The 24,603-nt window shown below is 36.6% G+C and carries 13 protein-coding genes; 1 reads left to right on the forward strand and 12 read right to left on the reverse strand.

The genetic code is table 11. From position 1 onward, the window contains the following. Nucleotides 1-4: 4 nt before the first annotated feature. From MTO68_RS16020 to MTO68_RS16030, 3 genes are all read right to left on the reverse strand, one after another. Nucleotides 5-6,757, reverse strand: coding sequence for a DUF637 domain-containing protein (locus MTO68_RS16020; protein WP_244013439.1), 6,753 nt, complete (start codon nt 6,755-6,757; stop codon nt 5-7). A gap of 19 nt (nt 6,758-6,776) precedes the next feature. After that, nucleotides 6,777-8,447 carry a ShlB/FhaC/HecB family hemolysin secretion/activation protein gene (locus MTO68_RS16025; protein ID WP_244013441.1) on the reverse strand — a complete coding sequence of 557 codons (1,671 nt, stop codon included), beginning with the start codon at nt 8,445-8,447 and terminating at the stop codon, nt 6,777-6,779. Between the two features lie 404 nt (nt 8,448-8,851). Continuing rightward, entirely contained in the window at nt 8,852-10,195 is a 1,344-nt protein-coding gene (locus MTO68_RS16030; RefSeq protein ID WP_244015986.1) for an EAL domain-containing protein, read from the reverse strand. 988 nt (nt 10,196-11,183) lie between these two features. On the opposite strand from MTO68_RS16030, the gene MTO68_RS16035 reads away from it, so the two are divergent. Further along, a complete protein-coding gene (locus tag MTO68_RS16035) occupies nt 11,184-13,367 on the forward strand; it encodes a solute carrier family 23 protein (RefSeq protein WP_244013443.1) in 2,184 nt (727 codons plus the stop codon). A gap of 287 nt (nt 13,368-13,654) precedes the next feature. On the opposite strand, the gene MTO68_RS16040 is transcribed toward MTO68_RS16035, so the two are convergent. The 9 genes from MTO68_RS16040 to MTO68_RS16080 all read right to left on the reverse strand — a co-directional run bounded on the left by MTO68_RS16040 (nt 13,655) and on the right by MTO68_RS16080 (nt 24,429). Then, a complete protein-coding gene (locus MTO68_RS16040) occupies nt 13,655-14,623 on the reverse strand; it encodes a triacylglycerol lipase (RefSeq protein ID WP_004822959.1) in 969 nt (322 codons plus the stop codon). A 970-nt stretch (nt 14,624-15,593) separates the two neighbouring features. After that, nucleotides 15,594-16,409: a phosphonoacetaldehyde hydrolase gene (gene phnX, locus MTO68_RS16045; RefSeq protein ID WP_244013445.1), complete on the reverse strand. Its 816-nt coding sequence runs from the start codon at nt 16,407-16,409 to the stop codon at nt 15,594-15,596. Between the two features lie 192 nt (nt 16,410-16,601). After that, nucleotides 16,602-17,735, reverse strand: coding sequence for a 2-aminoethylphosphonate--pyruvate transaminase (phnW, locus tag MTO68_RS16050; protein ID WP_244013447.1), 1,134 nt, complete (start codon nt 17,733-17,735; stop codon nt 16,602-16,604). Between the two features lie 56 nt (nt 17,736-17,791). Next, entirely contained in the window at nt 17,792-18,946 is a 1,155-nt protein-coding gene (locus MTO68_RS16055; RefSeq protein WP_244013449.1) for a TIGR03364 family FAD-dependent oxidoreductase, read from the reverse strand. Between the two features lie 114 nt (nt 18,947-19,060). Beyond that, a complete protein-coding gene (locus tag MTO68_RS16060) occupies nt 19,061-20,776 on the reverse strand; it encodes a putative 2-aminoethylphosphonate ABC transporter permease subunit (RefSeq protein WP_244013450.1) in 1,716 nt (571 codons plus the stop codon). Continuing rightward, nucleotides 20,770-21,963, reverse strand: coding sequence for an ATP-binding cassette domain-containing protein (locus tag MTO68_RS16065; RefSeq protein WP_244013452.1), 1,194 nt, complete (start codon nt 21,961-21,963; stop codon nt 20,770-20,772). Before MTO68_RS16065 ends, MTO68_RS16060 begins: the two co-directional genes overlap by 7 nt. A 72-nt stretch (nt 21,964-22,035) precedes the next feature. Then, nucleotides 22,036-23,067 (reverse strand): putative 2-aminoethylphosphonate ABC transporter substrate-binding protein, encoded by a 1,032-nt coding sequence (locus MTO68_RS16070; RefSeq protein WP_244015987.1) that lies wholly within the window; start codon nt 23,065-23,067, stop codon nt 22,036-22,038. A 119-nt stretch (nt 23,068-23,186) separates the two neighbouring features. Further along, the gene (locus tag MTO68_RS16075; protein WP_244013454.1) at nt 23,187-23,915 is read right to left on the reverse strand and encodes a UTRA domain-containing protein; all 729 of its coding nucleotides are present in this window, start codon (nt 23,913-23,915) and stop codon (nt 23,187-23,189) included. A gap of 184 nt (nt 23,916-24,099) precedes the next feature. Next, nucleotides 24,100-24,429 (reverse strand): hypothetical protein, encoded by a 330-nt coding sequence (locus MTO68_RS16080; RefSeq protein WP_244013456.1) that lies wholly within the window; start codon nt 24,427-24,429, stop codon nt 24,100-24,102. Nucleotides 24,430-24,603: the final 174 nt, after the last annotated feature.

Here is a 24,603-nt window from a genome sequence, read left to right on the forward strand (position 1 = left end):
ATGATTAATATATTTTAATATTGTTGTTTTTAAATGCAGCCTCAGCAACAGCCTTTACAACCTGATTTTCGAGTTTCGTAGCTGCATTTAAAAAATGCCCGCTATTTTGGTCTAAATCAAAAGCAATAAATCCCCCTTTACCATCGGCAGCAATTTGGACTTCTCCAGCAGTTAATACTGGTTTCCCACCAGTGATTACAGCATGTTTAATTTCTACCCCATCTACAACTTTAGGAATAAAAAGCAAACGTCCATCTTCAGTAACTGCATATTTTAAATGCCCATCATTAGCCACAATTCCTGCAAATCCTTTATCTGAAACAGCTATAGGCTTCACACCCAAACGATTAGCATCAGCCATCTCATCAGCTAAGCGCTCTGGAAGTAAATTATTAAATACATATTTATTATCCTTGATTTCGCAACAAGCATTATGAACCCATGTGCCAATGCTACCGACATGATATGTATGTGTGTTTTCTACTTCAATATTATAAACAGTGTCTGTGTATGCTAATCTTTCATGACTTAAAACTTCAATAATTCTATTATTTCTATCCAAAAGTTTCATGCCTGATAGTAACAAGGCCGCTTTCAACCACCCTTTATCTTTTATCCAAAATGGATGTTCTTCAGTTGTAAATATTGTATCTTCTAGGTTTTCCTCATTTTTAACTATAATTTTATGTATAACTTGATTTTCTGTCTGTTTCGTACCAATGACAGCACTATATTCATAGTTAAAATTTGAATCGTTTCTTGACCAAACAAGATCACCATTTCTCAATTGTTCAATTGGTTTTAACCCTCTGTCTGTTTCTACTAATGTTCCAGCAACAAAGCAGGCAGAACCGCTACATAATGAAACATTTAATGGCTTATATTCTTGTTTTAAAACAACGTTAGTATAGAGCCCTTTTAATTGATCAGCCTCTTTAAGCATTTGATTTCGGGCCGCTAAAGTGACACCTGCCGCACCTGGACCATAAATTGCCCCATCTGTAAACAAACCATCTATTGCGACACGAAATGATACATTACAAGCCGCTGTATTGGCTAAACATCCTCTAATTGCTGCAGTAGTAACTACTCCTCCACCAACTGAAGCAACCAATCCCAATAAAAGCATGATATCTGATTGCTGTTTTTCCTGATAGTTTTGCCATTTTGTATTACAAGTTGCATTTATAGTTCCTCCACAATTTACATCAATAAAAGCTAATATTTTTGATGTGCTCTGAATAAAAGCATTATCGCTATCTGCATTTTTTAACAAGCCAATTCCTGACGCTGCTTGCATATTATTAAACTTGGTTTGTAAGTTATAGTCGGCAAATGGAGTATTCTTTTTAGTCAAAATCCCAGCTTGCCTCGCTGTTTCATGTTCTAATTTGCACTCTAAAGTTTTACAATTTAAATATGCTTCTTGATTAATTGCAAAATAACCATTTTTACCAAAATATTTATTATCAACTTGTTTTAAGCAATTACTATCACCACCACAATTTCTTATATCTTTATCTAATTCAACCACCTGTTTCGATGTCAAATAATTATTACTAATAGCTACATTAGCAGCATTTGCTGCAATATTAACATCATAACCTGCCATCGCAGAAACTGTACCAGCCAATAACTGAGAAAGTCCTAGTACTTTTTTCCCATATTCAATCCGTTCTTCATTCGTCATTTCATCTACTGGCTTATTACTAGGAATAGCCCCCGCAACGATCTCACCAATCGCTGCACCTATAGCCCCAGCCTCACAGCTCTTTTGTAATGCACCAGCAACACAACCAGCCGCAGCATGTGCTATCTTGTGTAATACATAGTTGCCTTCCAAACCTTTTATTTGCTGAGCAAGTTCACCTTGTAATGCCCCTGCAAGACCAGCTAATAGAGCTTTTTTCAGATTTTCACTTAGATCACCGCCATTAATTGCGGTTTGTACTAGGGTTGATCCTATAGAGTTCGTAAAATTATTAATTAAACGATCTGATAACAATGTGCTGTCAGGTTTTAGATTAAGTGTTGATCCAACTTGTTTTAATAATCCAGCTGTTACAATTGATGTAACTAAGCCTTTAATTGATTCTTTACTTCCTAAATCTTTAAGTGTTTTTCCTATATCACCACCATTATTAATCAAGCTAATACTTACTTGTGTTGCTAGCGTTGTTACAGCTGCACCAGCCCCCGCACCTAATGCAGCCCCTGCACCAGCACCTAAAGTACCACTGGTTAATCCTGAAATTGCACTTGCAGCGCCAGAAGCGGCACCAGAAGTCAAGACAGTAACAATAATAACAATAATTGCCGCTCCTGCTCCTGTTAAACCTTGAGATTTATAATCCCAATCCTGTTGAGCAAGAATGACTTTATTCCAATCCACATCATTGCGGTTTACAAAGTCTTTTAAATATTGATTCCCCGGTTGGTTTGCCAGTTTTAAAATTTCATCTCGAATTTGTACTTTATTTTGGTCTTTTTCGCCTACTGGTATTTGAACACTAATACCGCCATCAGCTTGGAAAGTTGGAGCTGTTGGTCCATTAAAACTTGGCAATTGTGCTGTTTCAGTGATGGAACCTTTGTCTTGCATAGACTGCCAAACAACAGAGTTCTTTTCTTTTTTTACAACATCTTCAATTCTTGTTATTGCAGGTGCGATAAAAATTTTCCCACCAGACTCAATTTCAGCCCCACTTAAATAACTAAATTCAGTGCCTATAAGTCGCGTATCAAAACCTGACTTCACGCCGATATAATTAGCTTTCAATGTTGCTGGAATTTGTGACACTTGGGTGCGAGTAGAATTGGATTTTGAACGATTGTACTTAATTCCCGCAAATGAGGACTTTTTGGTGATGTCTTCCCTGCTTGTTGAAACGTTATTCGCAGTATAAAAGTTAATATTTCCTCCTGATCGTATAGAAATATTTCCTTCCGCATTAAATTTACCTGAATAAATATCTATACTATTATTAGGATTATTAATCTCTTTACTTTCTATAGAAATATTTTTTGCTTGTATTTCAACTGATGCCGCATCAATATTATCATTTTCGGTTTTCGTGGTGATATATTTTTTCTTTAAACCACCCCATGATTTTCTCTTTTGGGTCGTCGTTCTACGATCATAGCTTTGTTCTATAGCCGCATCAAAAAGAATGTTTTTAAACGACTCTATCTTAACGTTACCATTTTGCGAAACAATACCTGTTGCTTGTAAGACCAAGTTATCTTTGGCACTTGTGCCAACTGTTCTTAGATTTACACCATTGAAACCATTAAGAACAGTCGGATTGACTAAAGTTTTAAAACTATAATTTGCATCATTTTCATTGCCTTTATCATAGAAATCTTGTGTTCCATCTATAATAATACTCGCATCGAAGTTTTTCGGTTGACCACCCACACCTTGTGTAGCCGTTGCAGTATAAGTCTGATCTAGAGGGCCTTGCGCCTCTATGTCGATTGTTCCCGCCTTAGCTGTTAACTCAGAACCACTAATTGAAATGCCCTTTTTAGATTTTAAAGAGATGTTGCCTGAGTTACTTGTTATATTGCTACCTATATGACTATAGCCATTATTATCAGTAAATAAATCAGGATATTTATCATCTAGGTTAAATTTATAAACTTGATCTACAGGCAAAAATTGACCCGATAAGAAATGAGTAAAAATCGTTGACTTATAGCCCATAAATGTTCGAGTATAGATAGGCACAACTGGATATTTTTTAAAGAATTTTTGTTCTGCAAAAGAAAATGAATCATCGTTTTTACTGTATTGTATTTTTAAATTTTCATAATCATCTAAAAACTCCCTTGAATTAAAAAGTGTTTCTCTATTTTGAAAAGTGTTTTTAACTGCATCAATTTTCAAATTGCCTTGTGATGATATTATTTCAATATTTTTTTCAGCATTGATTTTTGCTGCTTCAATACTGACATTTTTCCCTTCTAGTTTCATTCCTCCTTTATTACTAATCAATGAAACTAAGCTTTCTGATCCTCGGCCTTTGCTTCCGCCTTGGCTTTCTAAAACTAAGTCTCCTTTTTTAGATACCAGCTCCAAATCACCAAAAGCATTGATATTCATGGTTGGAGTTAATTTCAGTGTTTGTTCAGTTTGTATCGATAAGTTTCCATTTAATTTATTTAAATCAGCATCATTTTTTAAAATATCTGTACTCGTCGTTTTAAAGGAAACTGTACTATTTTCATTTATTTTCTTAGCTTCGACTAATATTGCGCCACCATTATAATTGGTTTCAGATGCGCTATGTACGCCATCACTGACTAAAGAAAGAATACCTTTGGCATTAAAATTTGAGTCATTTGAAGAAATTAAACCTTTAGATTTTAGGGCTATATGTTGATCTGAGTTAACATTTAGACGATTTGAATAAATTCCATCTGAAAAAAATTCAATATTTTTATCTGACTTTAGAGTTGAATTTTCAGAATAAATATCTTCCACAGCTTCAATATTTATTTTTCCACCTATTGTATTAACAGATGTATTTTTTAAGCTTGCAGCTGTATTACTTTTTAAATAAAATCCTTTCGAAGAAACTTCATTATCTATTAAGCCGACTCCTCCCTCACCAACCAAAGAAACCATACCATTTGCATTATATTTTGAACCTTCTGTTACATTTAAACCTTTAGACTGTAAAGCAATATTTTTACCTGAATTAATATCTAAACCTTTTGAAAGAATATCATCTGAAACAATTTGTATATTTTTATCTGACTTTAGATTTGAATTTATAATGGTAGTTTCACCTAAAGCCTCAATATTTATTCCTCCTCCAATTGTATTAATAGAAGCATATTTCATATTGAGATCTTTATTACTTTTTAAATAAAGCCCTTTCGATGAAAATTCATTGTAATCAAATATTGGAAAAGGAAGATAAAATTTAAATCCATATTCAGCCTCCTGTATAGACTTATTAAATTGTTTTTTTAAATCAACTCCATTCCCTCCATAAATTTGAATAATACCATTTTCAGCATTTATATTTGTATTCTCAAGACTAACTTTCCCTAAGTCAGAAGAAAATAAATTTACACCATTGAGTCCCGAGAGAACATTTTTTGTATATATGTCTAAAGGATAATCTGGAAATCTTTTATCATAAGTGATCTCTTTTTTTGGCACTAAATTTAAATCAAGTTTTGACTGGATGTTCAGTGTTCCTTGCTTAGCATTGATATCAATATTTTTTCCATTTAAAGTGCCATTAGCAACAAGATTAATATCACCTTGATTAGCCGATATATTTGCATTTTCAATATTTAAATTATTTTTAGCTTGAATATAAATATCGTTAATACTTGAAAAATTTCCAGAGTCTTGAATGCGAATATTATTATCAGCAACCAATTGAATACTACCATTGACCCCAATATTCATATTACTATCAAGATTGATATTCTTCGCATCAATGTAGAGATTTCCACCTTGACCAAAATTCTGGACATTACTACTGTTCTTAAAATTGACATCACCCTTAGCACTGACAGAAATTATATTTGGATTATCCGCTCCCTGCTTTTCTAACCGAGCACGATCAAAAGTGATGTTTCGGCCCGATTCCAAAAGTAAATTACCATTGCTGATCATCGACCCACTACTGACTATATCTGCACCCTCACCGGTACTGATACTCAATAGACTACCCTGCGGATTGGTATTTTTTAGCGTACCCGTATTTTCGATTTTACCTGCGCTGGTAATGACTAAACTTTGTGGTGACTGAATGGTCCCTGCATTGCTCACACCTAAACCTTTATCCGTACCGATAATAAAGATATTATTGGCATACATTCCACCAAGTGCTTTCACATCCAGTGCAAATGTTGGAGTAGTGCTATTGTCTTGATTGGGCGTAATTGAACTTAAGTCATCACTAATCGTATTTGACCCCGTAACCACTTGTAAGGCTTGATTGGCATGAACTTGGGCATTCAGTTCAACTGCTTTGGCATAAATATCGACATAATCAGCATTATTGTTATTACCGCCCAGCCCTAAGTTGTTTCCATTTGAGCCAACATTGACTTTTCCTTGATCCACCACAAACTGCTGAATACTTCCATCAGGATTTAGCTGTGTTTTACCAGTGGTGAAAATGACCTTATTGGCATTAATAAAACCACCACCTTGAATATTAATTCCTGATGGATTGGCAATAATCACATCGGCACGTTGTCCAGCAACCTCTAAATTTCCTTTAAATTGCGATGCTGCGGAAGAGTTCACCTCATTGAGAATCACTCTTGCTTCACCTATTTGTAGATAAGGATTAGCCCCCACACTCCCAACAATCACAGAACCTGCACCATTGCGGCTGTTATTTAATACAACACCTGGCTGTAATACATCAAATTGATTATAGACGTTATGAGATACGCCATTTTTAGGTGTTTGAATATTAACAACAGGGACATTTTGACCTTGTTGATTACGCCCAACACCTATGCTGGCTTTTTGTGAGGCTTGGGCGTTCGGGGCAACTTGTATTTGCGCATAGACAGGAGCGAACGACATAAACAAGCTCATCGATGCAACCAAGCCTTTTACTTGCCATGTTTGATGAAAAGGTGTGTAATCTGATTTTTTTGCACGATTTAAGCCAGCACTTTGTCCTGTAGTCTTTGTCTGGCTTTTAATATTTTCAGCCACAGCAATAAACATATTTTTTGCTTTACTAAAAATAATGCGATAACAATTTTTATTCATTTTTTAATTCCTTTTTTGCTTAGTAGGAAAAATTCAAGTTAAAACCCGTAACCCATTCTTTTTTAATGCGATTAGGCGCTTGTATTCCATGACCCACAAAGGTATCTAAATACGTACCTTTAAAATAACTACGTGTACCAAATACACTCCCGATGAGATGACGCTGGCCAGAATAACTATTCCGTCCATTGACCCATCCCTGATCTATCCCTGCATAAAACTGAGTCGCAGGAATAGGTGAATTCCAGCTAAATTCTTGTTGTAAATAATGACCGTTATCCCCAGACAGCATGACATCGCCATCAAAGCCTCGGACGCTATAACGTCCACCAATATAAAAACGGTCTTGAGGAACTAAAATTTTAGGTGCAAATTGCCCACGCCAATTTAAGCGGTATTGGACAGGGTGATTTAAAATGGTGAAAGGTTTCGAATAACGGAGATCAGCACTCCACAGTGGAGCACGAGCATATCCTTCTACTGGTAAAGGACGACCCAAAATATCTACAATTCTTTCTTCTGGCGCAGATTGAGCATTCAATGCGCCTGTACCGCGTCGATAATCAAGATTCAAATCTAGTAATGCATAGCCAATATATTGTCGATGTTGAATCCCTGCATTCCATCCAGCAGTTTCTCTGCGCTGTACACCCACTTCAATATTTTCAATAAAATTTTGATTTTCTTTATGATAACCCTTGGTATAAATGCTGGTTTTATAACCTGTACCACGACCAATCATACGTGAAAGTGTCAAATGACTTTGTTTGGTTTTTCCGCTATATAAAATCGGTGCATTAAAGCCCGCGATCTTTTGTTCATATTTATATTCATTATGGGTTGCTGATAACTCATAATTACCAAATGGAATTGAATAATGGATATAAATACTTTGATTAAAGTCTTCATTCCAATTATCCAATGAATGACTTAAGTTGATATTGAGCACATCATTCAAATGCAAAGGATTGTTTAAACTAATCCCTAAACTACCGATATATTCTCCTGTATTTTTTGAACCTGAATTATCAACACCCAAACTAAATCCTAATTTTTTATAAGGTCTAGATGTTACGATAAGATCACTATAGCCCACGAGTTCTGTACCATCTTGAACTACAGCGGGCTCTATCTGGATATCCACATCTCGATTTGAAACTCGTTTTAAATTTTCTAAACCTTGATCAATTTTTTTAAGATTTAAAATTTCATTATTTTTTAAAGGTAGAGCATTGAATATCTCTATTTTATTTACAGATTTGTCCTTAGAAAAGATTTGATGAATTCGCCCTACATGTATATTTAAAACTAAATTACCTTGAGTTAAATCTTGTGGATTGACTACAATTTGAGTGGTAATCAATCCCTGTTTGATCAACTCATTTTGCGCATATTTCACTAGATTCTGTAGGCTTTGAGTGCCTATACATTGCCCTATAACAAAGTTAGACTGATTTAAGTCATAGAACAAACCATTGAAAATATTTTGATTTTTACTTTGTACTGGATCATTTATGATGAAGTGGAGTTGTTTTATTTCAAAGCATGGCTGTTCGGAAACGACAACATGCTTACGTCCCAGTTTTTCGGTTTTTTGTTTTGGAGTTAATAATATATTTTCATCATTTAACTTTTTTTCAAGCTCATTGATACGTTGATCTTGACGAATAATTTCAGGGGTTAAATCCACTATACCTGATCTCGATGGTATGTCAGCGGCATATAAGCAGAGTGGATAAGCCGAAATTATAGATAAAAAATATATTTTTTTAAGCTTTTGATTTGCCATAATAATCATTAATAACATTCAATGTTAAAAACAGACTATTTAATATACAACTGTGTAGATAAACTTAACAATACTTAAAGGTTAAATTAGATCAACTAAATAGTTGCCAGAGAAAAACATATTTAATTAATTAAATTTTTTTATAGTTAATAGTTTAAAACATACTCTATGTTTTATTTCTATATACCTACTTTTATTGAATTTTATTACAGCAACGCGAAGCACTAAGCTATGTTTGAAACTGTTGTATTCGAAATAAAAAGCTAAATTTCAGTTCTTATTCTTATGATCACTTTTCGCAAACTTTAATGATTTTCCTCAGCTACTTTGTTCATAAAATCCGTTAAAGGCATAGGACATCCCCATAGGTAGCCTTGAAATTCAGTACAACCATTTTCTTGAAAGCGATTAAATTGCTCAACGGTCTCAATCCCCTCTGCTAAAACACGCAGGTTTAAATCAAGCCCAATCTTAACAATCCCATATACCAATTTATTACACCGCTCATCATCTAAAGCCGCTTGCACAAAACTCTGATCAATTTTGATTTGGCTAATTGGCATTTTCTGCAAATAGCTTAATGACGAATAACCTGTACCAAAATCATCTAAAGCAAGCTGAATGCCATTTTTATCCAGAAAGCCCATTTTTTCTATAACACTTTCAATATTATTTAACGCAACCCTTTCAGTTATTTCTAATATGAGTTGGGATGGAAGCACTGCATTTCTCTGCACCATAGAGGTCACGATTTGCTCAAAATTCTCTTGCATAAAATGATCAGCACTTATATTGACTGAAAGTGTAAGATCTTTTGTAGATTCATTTTTACGCCAGTCTTGTAATACATTGCTTGCCTGAATCAGTATCCAATCTCCAATTTTAGGCATTAACTCCAAAGTTTCCGCTACAGGAATAAAATCTTTTGCTGGGATATAACCAAGCGTCGGGTGACGCCAACGTAGCAAAATTTCAGCGCCTATAATTTTTTCAGAAGAATTTACTTGAGGTTGATAAAAGAGCTCAAACTGTTGTTTTGAAAGCGCTAAACGTAGATCCTGCACCAACTTGTTTTCAATTTGCAACTCCAATTGCATCACAAAAATTGAGATACAAATCATTAAAGTGGCAACGGATATTGCAATCCAACCACCATAAGCTCGAATGCTTTCAGCTAAAGGTATTGCTCCATCTAAAGTAAACGCACTCCCGCTAAAAAAGATAAAAGCGGCAATGGATAAGATAATTAAAATTAACTGTAAAGCATTGGGATCTCTTCGATAATTCAAATATCCCAATATGGCTCCTGCTGGAAGAAATAAATGCGCAACTCTGGGGTGATCTATTGTGGCGACATCAAATATTAAGCAAAAAACCACAGGAAAAACAAAGAGGACAATTTGTGAAACCAATATGCCCGCTGAAATCCGATGTATATAAATCAAAAATAAGCTGAAGATAGACATTGTTGTAAAAAAAATATCAATACAAACAATGAACCACATCTCAGCAAAGCTAAAATATATTGTCCAAAATAGGCAAAATGCGATACAGATAATAATGTTTGCTTTAGCTGCAATCGTTATTTGTTGGTTTTTTACGGCGTTGAAATGTTTGTTTTGGTTTTTTAAATAGGATAAAACGACCATAAATCCCCCCATTACAAATATTTATTGATCAAGTATCCGCATTGTTTTTATACACAATTTCAGAATCACATCAATAAACACTAAGCTATTAAAAATATTTATAATTTATAAATATCTGACTTGTTAATATGCTTGATTAGCTTTAAAAAAACGAATGTCGTCTTCAGTTTAGTCCCTTAAATAATTATCCATCTAGTAATCCATCCATTTATATTTTTTGACATTTATAGCTCAAAAGTGTTCAAAATCAATATTGTGAATAATATTAAAAATAGTCATGAAGGTAAAAAGTATTTTTTAATGAAATTGTATCAGCTCCTGCACCCTACTAAGCGAGTTGTACTCAACAAACCGTTTTATTTGAAAATCCATTTCAGAAATAAATGAAATATAACATGTTTTTTCACATGATATAGCACCAACAGATGAGTAGATAAAGTAAATATATCCGCAAGGATTGTGTAGTTAAAACACCACAATACTCATTTTTACTCATTCAAACAAACAACTAAATTCACGTGAAAAAACATATTTTCTAAAATATTTCATAAACCCTACAAAACCCAATATAAAAACAATATAAGTTTTACATCTGAATCATTTTTTGGAAAAAAATCTCACGGTTCGCAAGTAAAACTTACCTATTAAAAAACAAATACATCACCATTCCTTATTGCTCAAGCCATAAGTTATACAGACTTAATCAGCACTTTTTAGCCAAAAACCTAAAAATCAAATTAAAATTAACGTATTAAAATACTTATAATTTAACTAAATTGTTCGAATAAATATTTAAGAATTTCTTTAATATTCAGAAAAATTTATCATTTGTAAAGCTGATATAGAGTTTCTTTCATAATCTGTTGTCATTTGGTCTTTATTAAAGTTTACCGACACATTCTCATCTAACTTAGGCAAGTTTGGTGTACAGCATGAAACAGGCTGTATCCGAATGCATATCAAACTTATAAATTTGCCGAGAATATTTATGCAACAGGAATTGGTTCCCAGAAGAAAGTTTTATACAAATGATTTGCTCTCAGGTTTAGTTGTTTTTTTAGTTGCTCTACCGCTCTGTTTAGGTATAGCCAGTGCCTCAGGTGCACCCTTGATTTCCGGTATTATTGCGGGTGTCATTGGTGGAATCGTTATCGGTTATTTGAGTGGTTCTCATATCAGTGTGTCAGGTCCCGCTGCTGGGCTTACCGCTATTGTTTTAACGCAACTGGATAAACTTGAAGGCAACTACCAAGCTTTTTTATTTTGTTTAGTTTTAGCGGGTCTCATCCAATTATTTTTCGGGTTATTTCGGTTGGGGACATATTCAAATTTTATCCCAACCAATGTGATTATGGGGCTTCTTGTTGCCATCGGATTAATCTTGATTATCAATCAGCTTCCTCTACTCTTTGGGATTAAAACCGAAATTCTTCAACAACGTTGGTCCGAAGGGACAGGCCTATTACAGCATCTTGATTATGGTGCGGCAATCATTGGTATCTCTAGTGTATTCATTATTTTATTGTGGGATAAAACACCTTTAAAAAAACTGGTTGTACCCTCTGCACTTATTGCGGTTATTTTTGCTGGACTCTTAAACTATTTTTTTATCAGTACCCATTCCAGCCTCGCAGTCAGCACTGAACATCTGGTCAATCTTCCCAATATCTTTTCAGGTGTTGAATCAATTATCAGTTTCCCTGACTTCACTCAATGGAATAATCCTATTATTTATACAGGCGCTATTACGCTTGCGATCGTCGCCTCGCTTGAAACACTATTAAATCTAGAAGCTGCGGACAAAATGGATCCGCAAAAGCGTGCCTCTCCGCCAAACAAAGAGTTAGTGGCCCAAGGTATCGGAAATACCATGTCTGGTTTAATTGGAGGTATGCCGATTACCTCAGTGATTGTTCGAAGTTCAGTCAATGCAGCAAGTGGTGCAAAGACTAAATTCTCTGCAATTTTTCACGGTATTTTATTGATTATTGCAGTTTTATTTCTGACACCATTAATCAATGTTGTTCCATTATCTTCCCTTGCCGCTATTTTAATTTTAACTGGCGTAAAATTAGCCAGCCCTTCACTTTTTAAACGAATCTATGCTCAAGGATGGAAGCAATTTCTACCCTTCATTGTAACAGTTGTTGCAATTATCGCGACGGATCTGCTTATCGGTATTTTGTTAGGGCTGTTGATTAGCTTTATCATTGTATTAAAAAATAATTTATTCCGTGGTGTTCGTATCATCCACGAAGCACATTTACATGGAAATATTACCCGTATTGAACTGGCACCCAATATTAGTTTTTTAAATCGTTCAGCGTTGGTTTCTGCCTTAGAGAAAATCGTCAGTGGTGATACTGTAGTGATCGATGCGTCGAATACCTATTATATTGATCCGGATGTATATCAAGTGATTAAAGATTTTAGAGATGAAACAGCTGCAGAAAATGGCATCGATGTAAAACTAATTGGCTTTAAAATACATTATCCTGAAATTAAAGAAGAAGAACTGGATATTGACGTCAGTACTCAGGAAATTCAACGACAACTTACGCCTGCACAAGTGTTTCAGCTACTCAAAGAAGGCAATCAACGATTCGTTAACCATGAACGGATTTATCATAATATTGCTCGTCAAATTCAGGTCACTGCACAATCTGGACAGCATCCATTTGCAGCAGTTCTAGGCTGTATGGATTCACGTGCGCCAACAGAACGGATTTTTGATGTCGGTATTGGTGACTTATTTAGTCTACGCATTGCTGGAAATATTGCGGGCGAAAAAGTATTGGGCTCTCTAGAGTTCGCCTGTAAGAGTAAGGGTTCCAAATTAATTTTAGTATTGGGCCATACAGACTGTGGTGCAGTGACAGCAGCTTGTCAGATGTATGAACAAAAAAAGGATATCACTCAACTCAGCGAAACCCCACATGTACAATATTTTCTTAAACCGATTATGCAGGCGGCAGAAAACGTGCATAAAGAAATGACTGATTACCAACTCACCAGTAATTTCATTCAGGCGGTGACCATTGCAAATGTGCAAAATAATATTGCCTATATCTTAAGAAATAGCCCAGTACTGAAAAAGATGGTCGAAGAAGGTGAAATTGGCATTGCGGGTGGTATTTATGATGTAAAAACTGGAAAAGTGGATTTTTTATAAAGTCGATACCAGTATGATCTATATAAGGATATCAGCATAAAGCTAGTCTTAAAGACAAGTGTAATGATCGACATGGATGTCATCTTCCCCTTCTGCAAGGATCTCTAATAAATCATTATCAGCCTTCTATTCATAGATAAAAAAATCTAAATTTTTAGAAAAGATTAAACCTAAATCCAATCATTGTGTTCTAAATAAAATAAAAGAAGCCTGAATATTCAGACTCCCTTATGATACGCTTAATATTAATTTTGAAAATATTAGAGTCTATTGCTTATAATATTCCCTTATAAGCCTTCAAGTTTTAGACGATTGACCTGTTGACGATAAAGTGACACAGGATCTGGTCCAAACCATGCTTTTAACCCTAAAATCTGATTGATTTCATCTAGGTGAGTTTGATTATAGTCGTCTCGAATCACCTGGCCGAAATGTGCATTGCAACGGTTAACCAAACCATCATTGTCATTATTTTTATAAGATCTCGGTGCCATGGTGGAAATGGCAACATCAATGACATCAAGTAGATTGGTTGCTTGAGCTTTACCTGTCCACGAGTAATGATAAACCCCATTACTGGTAATCTTCTGACCATTGCCACAATCAGATGGGATTGCCGCAGTTGGGAATCTTGCATTGAATTCTGCAGAACCCTTTTCACTTAATGATTTCAATGAGCGATCCAGACTAATTGGCAAATCAGGATTACCTTGTAGGAGTAGTTCCACTGGCGCAACGATATACTGTCCTAGGACTGTAAATAAAAATTTCTCACTAGGATTATCCAACATATCATCCCCCACTTTGGATCCTTTAAACGTTCCAGCAACAGCAGTGAGAGAGGCGACTTTTTCAGGTGCAATGGCTTCTATATAACGAATGGTTGGTCCACCATGACTATGACCGATCAAATTAACTTTTGACTTTCCTGAGAGTGCCAAAACTTCATCTACTTGTTGTAGCAACTGCTCGCCACGAACTTCGGTGGATTCTAGTGGAGAAACCTGTGTCGCATAAACCGTCGCACCATTCCGTGCCAAATCGGGAAGAACCTGATAAAAATAATCCATCCCAAAAGCTGTCGGACCGAGTCGGGTAAAACCAAACATCCCATGGTTAAATACCACTGGATATTTGGTTTTTGCATAATCAGAAGCCACATAATTGCTGCTAACGCTCTGTAAACCAGAAGCAAAAACTGGCATAGCCAATGTGGCCAAAGCCACAATACTAGCGGTGAGTAAAGTCTGTTTCATATATTTCCCTGCTATCTTGATTTCTTTTCTTTAGAAATCAGCATCATTCACGTTATAAATCCTCTATAACCATGCATTTTTTGTTTTTTTGCATAGTGCTCCTCATAAATAAAGCTGTCATCTAAAAGCCTTATTTACTCAATCCTATTTACCCTCCTTGGTTATGGATATATTCAAAGTTGTGTAGGCACATTTATTCTGGTTGATTGCGTAAATGAAATGACTGCATTTGTTTGACTAAATCACGCAGTGTCCTTATATCTTTTAGTTTTGACTGTTGCTGAATTTCTTCTTTTCGGCCTTTCTAAAAGCACATTAAGTTATTTTTCCAGTTTTGAGCTTACTCAGTAGCTGAAAGATTTTCATGATCTATCACGTTTATTCACTTAACTGTGTAAATTTTGTAAGTCGCTTACTTATCTAATTAGATCGCTAGCCTCTTCACCCAAAAGAAAGAGGTTTTGCAGCTTTCTCATATTCAAGAAAGCCCATTGATAATATTTAAAATATTCCTCAATCATATTACGGGGCGTTGATGACTTTGTTGTTTTGGATATGAAAAGAATGAAAAGTAACTCATCAGTTCATTTTACTGAAAAAGCTGAGATACAACTTTAGAGATGCTGTGTGAAGCCAAGAAAATCGTCCCGTTGGTTAAATACCACCTAAACAAATACATGTGAATAGTCATCACTATTTGTAGGGCAGCTTACATTGCAAAACATTGAATGGAAGCTATTCGGCAACATAGGTTGTATAAAAATAATTTTGGAAACCCGTACTCATCTTCTAATTAAATAGATTTGAATCTTAGTTTTGTTCACTACAAACAACCCAGTATACACTCATGCTGATTAAACTATTTCTCAGGAATTCATCATTTTCAAGTAGTATGAGGGAGTTAACAAAAAAGATTTTATATTTCAGCTCTAAAAAAATACCAGTCATAAAGACTGGTATTCATCATCTATTAAGGCTTTTCACCATTTGCTAAACGCTGTTCAATCGCATCCAATACCGCAGGTAAGTCAGCAATACTATCAATTACATAATGTGCACCTGAAGCATTCATTTTTGCGTATGCTTTTTCTTTTAAACTTAGTTGTTCAGACGCTGAAAGTGCAGACCACTCTTCGAAGCTTAGCCCCACTTCATTCCCACTGACGGCCAAGCCCACAGTCCAACAACCAGCGTTTAAACCTTCTTCTATGCCGACCACTGTGTCATCCACTTTCACCACAGTTTTAATATCTAACACATCAAGTTCAATTAGGTTTTTCCACAACATTTCAGGATATGGACGACCATGTTTCACATCACTGGCTGTGATAGTACAGTCAGGCACATAACCTTGATCAGCTGCATCTTGCACCAATTGACCAATCATCATCGAAGCATAACCAGTATTACTGCCAATTTTTGCACCACGGGCACGAATGTCAGCAAATGCCTCTAATGCCCCCGGAATCAATTTTGAGCAGCTTGGGATACTTTTCAATTGGTATGGAATAAAGTCCTGATATAAACGGTCAATATCCGCCACAGTCACTTCAGCACCATGTGCCTGCTTCCACGCTTCTGCAACACGTGGCATTTTCAAAACTGCCGCAATGTGATCGCGTTTTTCCAAACCCATTGGTGCACGTGCTTCTTCAATTGAAATTTCAACTTTATTATCTGCAAATAAAGCCATAAATGCCAAAATTGGTGCGCGTGAACCAAAATCTACTGTTGTACCTGCCCAATCAAAAACCACGGCTTGTAATGCTGAATTTGAAGTGTTCATAAGGTTATCCTATTCATTTCTCAAAGTTAAAAATAGCTGTCTTGCGTAAGTTAAGTTTTGCGTAATATTTAATTTCTAATGGCAGCGCCCGCTCCTTTTAAAAGGAGAACTAGGGAGAGGACTTATAACCTCCCCATCCAAACCTCCGCCCTGAGCCATAAATGGCATAAGAAAAGGAGCTGTGAATTCCAATCAAATACGATAGTGCTCAATCGCTGTTAAAAGCCGTTCAATATCATCTAAATAAACCTCTCCGATATTGCCGATACGGAAGCAATTTAAGTTGGTGACTTTGCCGGGATAGATTACAAACCCTGCTTGTTTCAGATTTTCATACAAGGCTTGGAAGCTAAAATCGGCTTCATTTGGATATAAAAATGTAGTGATAATTGGAGATTGTGGTGCATCTTGATCTAAGACCATTTCAAAACCAAGCGCTTGCATACCTGCGGCTAAACGTTGTTGATTATTGAAATAACGCTGATAACGTGCGGTTACTCCGCCTTCTTGTTCTAATTCTAAAAGTGCTTGATAAAAAGCACGCACCACATGAGTTGGCGAAGTAAAACGCCATTTACCATTATGCTGTTCCATGGTGTTCCATTGGTCATATAGGTCTAAACTGACTGAACAAGCCAAACCTTTGCACGCTTGTAATTGCTCACGTTTTGCCAAAATAAAACCAAAGCCAGGTACGCCTTGGATGCATTTATTGGCACTTGAAATCAAGAAATCAATTTCGAGCTCTGCAATGTCCATTGGCACGCCACCAAAAGAACTCATCGCATCGACAATCCACACTTTGTTTTTAGCTTTGACAATGCGCCCAATCGCTTGAATTGGGTTTAATAAACCAGTGGTGGTTTCGCAATGCACACATGACACATGAGTGATATTGTCATCTTCAAGTGCTTTTTCGATATCAGCCAGTTGAGGGATTTGCATTTCAGGGTAACGTAATTCCACCACGTGAATTTTCAAACACCGAGCCATTTGCACCATGCGTGCGCCATATGCCCCGTTATTGATAATTAAAATTTTGCCATCCTTTGGAATCGCCGAACCTAACACGGATTCTACAGAGAAACTCCCACTGCCTTGCATCAACACAGCACTATATTGTTCAGGTTTTGCAGTTGCCAACGCCACCAAACGACTGCGGATCTCCTGAACCAATGCGTTATATTCTTTGTCCCAAGTACACCAATCACGTTGCATCACACGACGCACACTTTTCGATGTAGACAATGGTCCTGGTGTCAACAGTAAGTATTTATTTTCAACATCGTGTTCAATTGTGTTTGCAAGTTCAATTTGTGCGTTCATTTCGCCTAACCTTTATTCAATTTCATACAGTATAAATAAATCTGGTTTAAACCAGATTACAAAATATAATTTTCTAACATTTCTTTCATAAATCCTGCGCCTGTGGTCATGCCTTTGCCTGCAATCGCACTGACAAGGAAAATATTGGTTTCAGCTTCCATCACACAAGCCAATTCCGTAGGATGAGTCAGGTAATAACCGTTCCAACGAGATTCAATTTCAGGTAGTTCTAAGCCAATATTTTCTTTGCAATATTGCAAAATGAATTGGTTAATTTCTTCACGTTGATTAAATTGTGGTAGGTCTTCAATTGGATAATATTCATGGCTATCGCCCAAAATAATTTGTCCGAATTCATTTTGTTTGATCAGGATATGAATACCGTATTTTTCAACTAAACCGATTTGCGATTCATTGCGTAAATCTTGATGACTTGGGCAAATCTCAAAAGCGGGATAACGAGAGATCGACAATCCTGAATAAATCGAAGCTTTGAGATTGACTTTTAGCGGTTTGGTTAATGCCATTTGCAAAGTACAACGCAATAAACCTTTTTGTTGTAAGAGCTCGGGATACAACAATTGTGTCTCTTCACCATGACAAATCATGACTTTATTTGCGGTAAATGTTTGACCTGATGCCAAGCGAATATGCGCCATACCTTGGTTAAATTGCGTCAGTACCACAGAGGCATTGCAATGAATTTGTACACCAAGTTTTTCGGCATATTGCAACAAACGCAGTCCCACCAAATGTGGCTCAACTGAATAATCCTCATGAAATACCATACCGCCCCGTAGCGCAGTCTCTGGGTTTAAATAAGCATATTGATCAAACAGTTGCTTCTTAGACAATAGACTTACAGGAATCTGATAATCAGCTGCAGCTTGAGCAAACTCGTTTAATACTTGCCATTCAAGTTCAGTATTCGCAAGATACAAGCCATTTCGCTGTTGAAATGAAATATCGGTTTGTGCCTGAATCCGTTGATAAAATTCACGGGTTGCCAAAGCATATTCACGCCATTTCGCATCAGGACGGCTTAGCGTCGAAGTCCCAACCATGCCAAAGTTACGGCGAGTCGCACCTATAGGTTGTACATATTTTTCAAAGACTTGTACCTTTAAGCCTTGCTCTGCCGCTTGGATCGCAGCCGATAATCCTAAAATGCCTGCACCGACAATAATTAAGTCGAATTGTGCTGTATTCATTGTCTTTTCCACCTTATCTACTTTTTTTAGCACGCAAAATCCCCAGCGCCTAAAAGAAAGCGTTCAATTCAAATGGTTTAGTTAATTAAAAAGATTGACTGAAAGATCAATTTGTTATGAATGTGTTTGCTCACGCCAACGTTGTGTTGACACCATCATTTTCCGAGTGAATAACCAATGCAGCAACTTGACTGCACATGAGGTGAGTAAAATCAAAATACTCATCGCCACAGCTGCCACGGTATCACCTGCATCATCCATATTCAGCACCGCCACCGATGCCAAATTGGTATCAGGTGAATAAAGGAAAATCGCAGCTGAAACAGTAGTCATAGCATTGACAAATAAATACACCAACACATCACACAGCGCAGGAAAGGTTAAAGGCAAATATACTTTGCGGAACATTGTCCAATGTGAAGATCCTAAACTTTGTGCAGCATGATCAAGTTGATTCGGGATCTGTTGAATCGCATGCGTTAAGGTCAAATGTGGCACAGTGTAATAATGAATAATGGTTGAAATCACCAACAGCGTCATCGTACCGTAAACGAAAGACACAGGATTTTGCGGTGCATTAAAGAACAAGATATAAGCAATACCCAACACCAAGCCAGGCACAGCCAAAGGTAATAACACCAAGACTTTTACATAGTTTTTAAGTAAAGGATGTGCTTTAAAACGGGTACTAAATAAGGCAATGATGAAAATTATCATCGTACCGAAAACTGTACTGAACAATGCCAGTTTGATTGAGTTAAAATAACTTGCCCAACCACCACCATCAACATAGTCAAAACGATAATGATTTAAGGTCATTGACAAATCATAGGGCCAATAGCGAATGAATGATGCGAGAATCGCAGTCACAATAATCAGTAAAATACCGCCTGAAATCACCCCACAAAATACAGTTAATGCTTTTTCAATTCGAGGATTGGCACGCAAACGATAAGGCTGAATTTGGAAATTTTGATAGCGTTCCTGATGACGACTTTGGTATCGATCAAAAATGAATGCCAACACCGCAGGACAGAGCAACAAAATCGAAATGACGGCACCCATGTTCATATTTTGTTGACCAATGATCTGCTTATACACATCCAACGCCATCATATTGAATGAGCCGCCAATCACTTTAGGAATCCCGAAATCGGTAATGACATAAGTAAATGCCACCAGACAGGCACTGACTAAACCATAACGAATCGCAGGAAAAGTCACAGCCCAATGGGTTTGTAGTGTATTTTTTCCTAAAGCATGAGAAGCCTCAATCAAATGTTGATCAATATGGCGAAATGCACCCATCATCAACATGACCATGGCAGGAAATAGCCAAAAGCAATAACTGATCAAAATGCCTAGTGGACCATAAATTTCCACCTCGCCCAGCATGCCCTTAAAAACACCTTGCTGACCAAACAAATACACCAAAGCCAATGAAGGCAAAAGTGAAGGTGCAAGAATCGGTAAAAATGCCACGGTTTTAAAGAAAGCTTTGCCTCGAATATTGCAATTGATCAATGCAAAAGCATAAACACTTGCCAAGCTCACCGTAATCAACATGGCTGTAATGGCGATCCACATCGAATTAAAAATCGATGAGATTAAGGCCGGATTAGAAAAATAAGCTGTAAAGTTATCCAACCCGACAAATTGATGCTGTTCATTTAAAAATGCGCTTTGCATCAATACGATTAAGGGTGCAATCAAACTCAAGGTGAATAGAATTGCTGCGACAAACAACACCGCACTTGAACGCAATGAATAACGAAAACGATGTGCTGTTTGACTACTTAATAAAGCATCTGCGGCAGACTGATTTAACATCTCGCATGCCCTCGTGAATCAAACACATGTAAGTCACGAATCGGCACTTGCAGATACATTGCATCTTGCACAACCGCCATATGTTGATGATCCACATCAACTTGCAATATATTGTCATCGGCCTGATTTTGGTTTTGTACCATGCAGAATAAACGACGTTTTGCGCCTAAAAACTCAGTATTGACAATACGTACAGCTAAATTTAAATATTCAGTAGAAGATTCATTTCCAGCAACTAATTTGACATTTTCAGGTCGAAAAGCAATTTCATAATGTTCATCTTGGGCAAAGTTTAAATGTAGAAATTCAATAAAAGAATGCTCATTCATTTTTAAACGATGCGTATCGACCGCCACTGTCTGTATAAAATTCATCGAACCAATAAACTGTGCTACAAAACGGGTTTGCGGTTTGTAATAAATATTATGTGGTGTATCGAGTTGTTCAATCACACCTTTATTCATCACCGCCACACGGTCAGAAATACTTAACGCCTCTTCCTGATCATGCGTAACCATGATCGCAGGCAAATTTAATTGACATTGAATGGTACGAATTTTTTGGCGGAGGTTTAAACGTACCAACGCATCCAAAGCGGACAAAGGTTCATCCAACAATAAAACATCAGGATTGGGCGCAATCGCACGGGCTAAAGCCACACGCTGTTGCTGACCACCTGACAATTGATTGGGATATTTTTCTGCAATATTGGGCAATTCAATTAAGTTTAATAATTCATTGATACGAAATTGAATCTCTTGCGCTGACCAGTGTTTTTTATGCAAACCAAATGCAATATTTTCCGCCACTGTTAAGTTTGGAAAGAGTGCATAGTTTTGGAAAACAATGCCACATTTACGTTTTGCAGTATTAAAATGAGTAATATCAATTTGTTGTTTAATCACTTTGCCATAATCAGGCTGTTCAAGCCCAGCAATGATGCGTAGCAATGTCGTTTTACCACAACCTGATGGACCTAAAAAGCTAACAAATTCACCTGCTTTCAGGTCAAGGTTAATGTGTTCCAAGACACGGCTTGAACCAAAAGATTTTTGAATATCCATCACTTCAAGCACTGTTTTTGATTCTGCCATTTTAAACGTTCTTAAAGTTGAGAGCAGATGCCCTGCCGAATTTGGCATGGCTTGCCCTGTCCTACTATTTTGTAAATGCGATGGAATTTGCATACTGCACCTAGTTTTTAATCGTTAATTTTGAATAACTGATTCTGAATAGCTTGTTGTGTGTACATGATTCAATTACTTTTCAAATTTTGCTGACCATTGTTTTAGAATTGATTCACGCTGTTCAGCTGCCCAATAAAAATCATTCTTCACCAATTGCTGCGCAAGATTTTTTGGGAAGTCTTGGTTTTTGCTGTGAACATTTTGATGTGCCACCATTGAAAAGTTTTGTGCATAAGCTTCATTGGCAGCTTGGCTAATGCTCCAATCAATAAACTTCTCTGCACTGCTGAGTTTTTTCGTACCTTTGACAATGGCTGAGGCTTCCATTTCCCAACCTAGCCCCTCTTTCGGATAGACAATTTCTAAAGGCGCACCACGTGATTTCAACTTAAAGCCCGGATAACCAAACGAAATTCCAATGACAGTTTCACCCTGAGCCGCCATCTTGCAAGGCTTCGAGCCTGAATGCACATATTGAGAAATGTTTTTATCGAGTGCCTGCATATATTGCCAAGCTTGCTTTTCACCAAAAATTTGCATCCATGCAGTCACATCCAAATAGCCTGTACCACTCGATGCCGGATTTGGCATCACGATTAACCCTTTATAAATTGGTTTAGTCAGGTCTTGCCATGTTTGCGGAATCGGTAGTTTTTTCTTTTCCAATTCAACAGTATTGACACAAACAACCGACTCCCAAGCGGTCATGCCTGTCCATGTTGGAATGTCTTTTTGGCTATAAAAATCAGTTTTAAGTTGTTCGACATGCTTCGGGCGATACGGTTGCAATAAGTCTTTTTTTTCCATGACCAATAAACTGGTCAAAGCAAGTCCCATCACTACATCGGCTTGTGGATTCTTTTGTTCTGCTAATAATTTTGCAGTGATCACACCTGTTGAATCACGTACCCATTTTACTTTTAATTCAGGATGTGCTTTGCGTAATTCCCATTGATAACGCTTTAATTGATCCGCTTCAACCGCGGTATAGACCGTGATTTGCTCAGCATCATTCGAGGTTGAAGACGTGGTGCATGCCGTGCTGACACAAGCAAAGAGAATACTTGTGCCCATGGCGAGGAGTTTTTTTTGCTGCTGTTTCAGATACGGACTCATTATGACATTCCTAACGAATGCTGCTTCTTGATAGCCTGTATTTCAACAAAAGTTTATGACAATTTAATTAATCTGGTTTAAACCAGATTAATTATTTTCATTCTTTATTATGACGCTTCAAAATGTAAATCGAGTACATCATGTAACCAATATTCTTGGTCAACATCGGTAATCACTCCATTTTGATCGCAGTTGGTACGGCAAATATATAACCCCATACTACCAACATTGACATGCAAAGCTTTGGCTTGTTGTTCTGACAATACCGTTGGATAAAGATTAATATGCGCTCGGATCAATTGCCGTTGATAATGCTCTGCCATCAATATCGTAATAGAACCTTCTAATTGTTGTTCTAAGAATTGAGGAAATAAACTTGCATTGATACGTAAATGTTCAACTACCGCAGGACGACCATTGATACTACGACGTCGCCACATCGAATAAATATCATCACCCACCGAAATTTTTAAATGTGCTGCATCCCAAGAGGTCGCTTGCAGCAATTCCGCAGAAATCAATTCCGTACTTGGTACACCCCCTTGCTCAGTCACATATTGGTTAAAACTTTTAGTCGATTGCGGACGGTAAATAATTCGTGGTGCACGAACAAACCAACCACGGCGATCTAAACGATAAATCAGACCATCCATTTCCAAAGCCAATAATGCTTCTCGAACTGCGACACGTGTGGTAGCAAATTGTTCCATCAACACACGCTCTGAAGCGAGTTTGGTATTGGCACTCCATTGCCCAGACTCAATCTCATGGGCAATAGCATCTCGAATGGCAATATATTTGGGAATACGTGGAGAAGTCGTTTCTTGAACAGGCATACACATTTATTTTGTGAAAATTTCTTCTAATATACTCAAATATCGTGTCTAAGCGATGACATTTTTAAAATAAGCATAGTTCATACACAAACTTTATGTTTTAAAAAGCTCATCTTTTGATGAGCTTTTGGAGATCACAATGAAATGTGTTGAGTCTAAAAGACTCATCATTTTTCTCAAAGAATTACTTATTTGTTTTGTTTGGCATCTCCATATTTGAATGATCCATATCCTTCATCGAAGAAGGCATATTGGTCATTTTTAAATGATCCATTTGTGACATTTCTGAGGCGTTTCCATGCTGATGTTGCGTTGAGTTATTTGATTGAGTTTTAGAATCCTTGTTTGTTTTACAATTTTTTTCACATTTCTTTTGTTTTTTGTCTATTGGCTGTTCATCGGCTGTTCTAGTCAACACTTTGTCTTCATCCTCATGTGCCCATGTTTGAACTGTGGTCATTAAAGCACCCATACAGATTAAAGTTGTTACACTTCGACTAAGTACATTTTTCATGAGTTTCTCTCAGATTAAGTTTGTTGACTTTTACAATAAAATAATTTGCCAAACTTTAAAGTGACATGAAAATGATATTTTAGTCAGCCAAAATTATATGAGCGTTTATAAAGCGATCTGCAGCATATGATCACAGTATAAGGACTTTGGCTTTCTACTCATTCAATCAACTTA

The sequence above is a fragment of the Acinetobacter sp. NyZ410 genome, assembly GCF_022828975.1.
GTDB lineage: Bacteria > Pseudomonadota > Gammaproteobacteria > Pseudomonadales > Moraxellaceae > Acinetobacter > Acinetobacter guillouiae.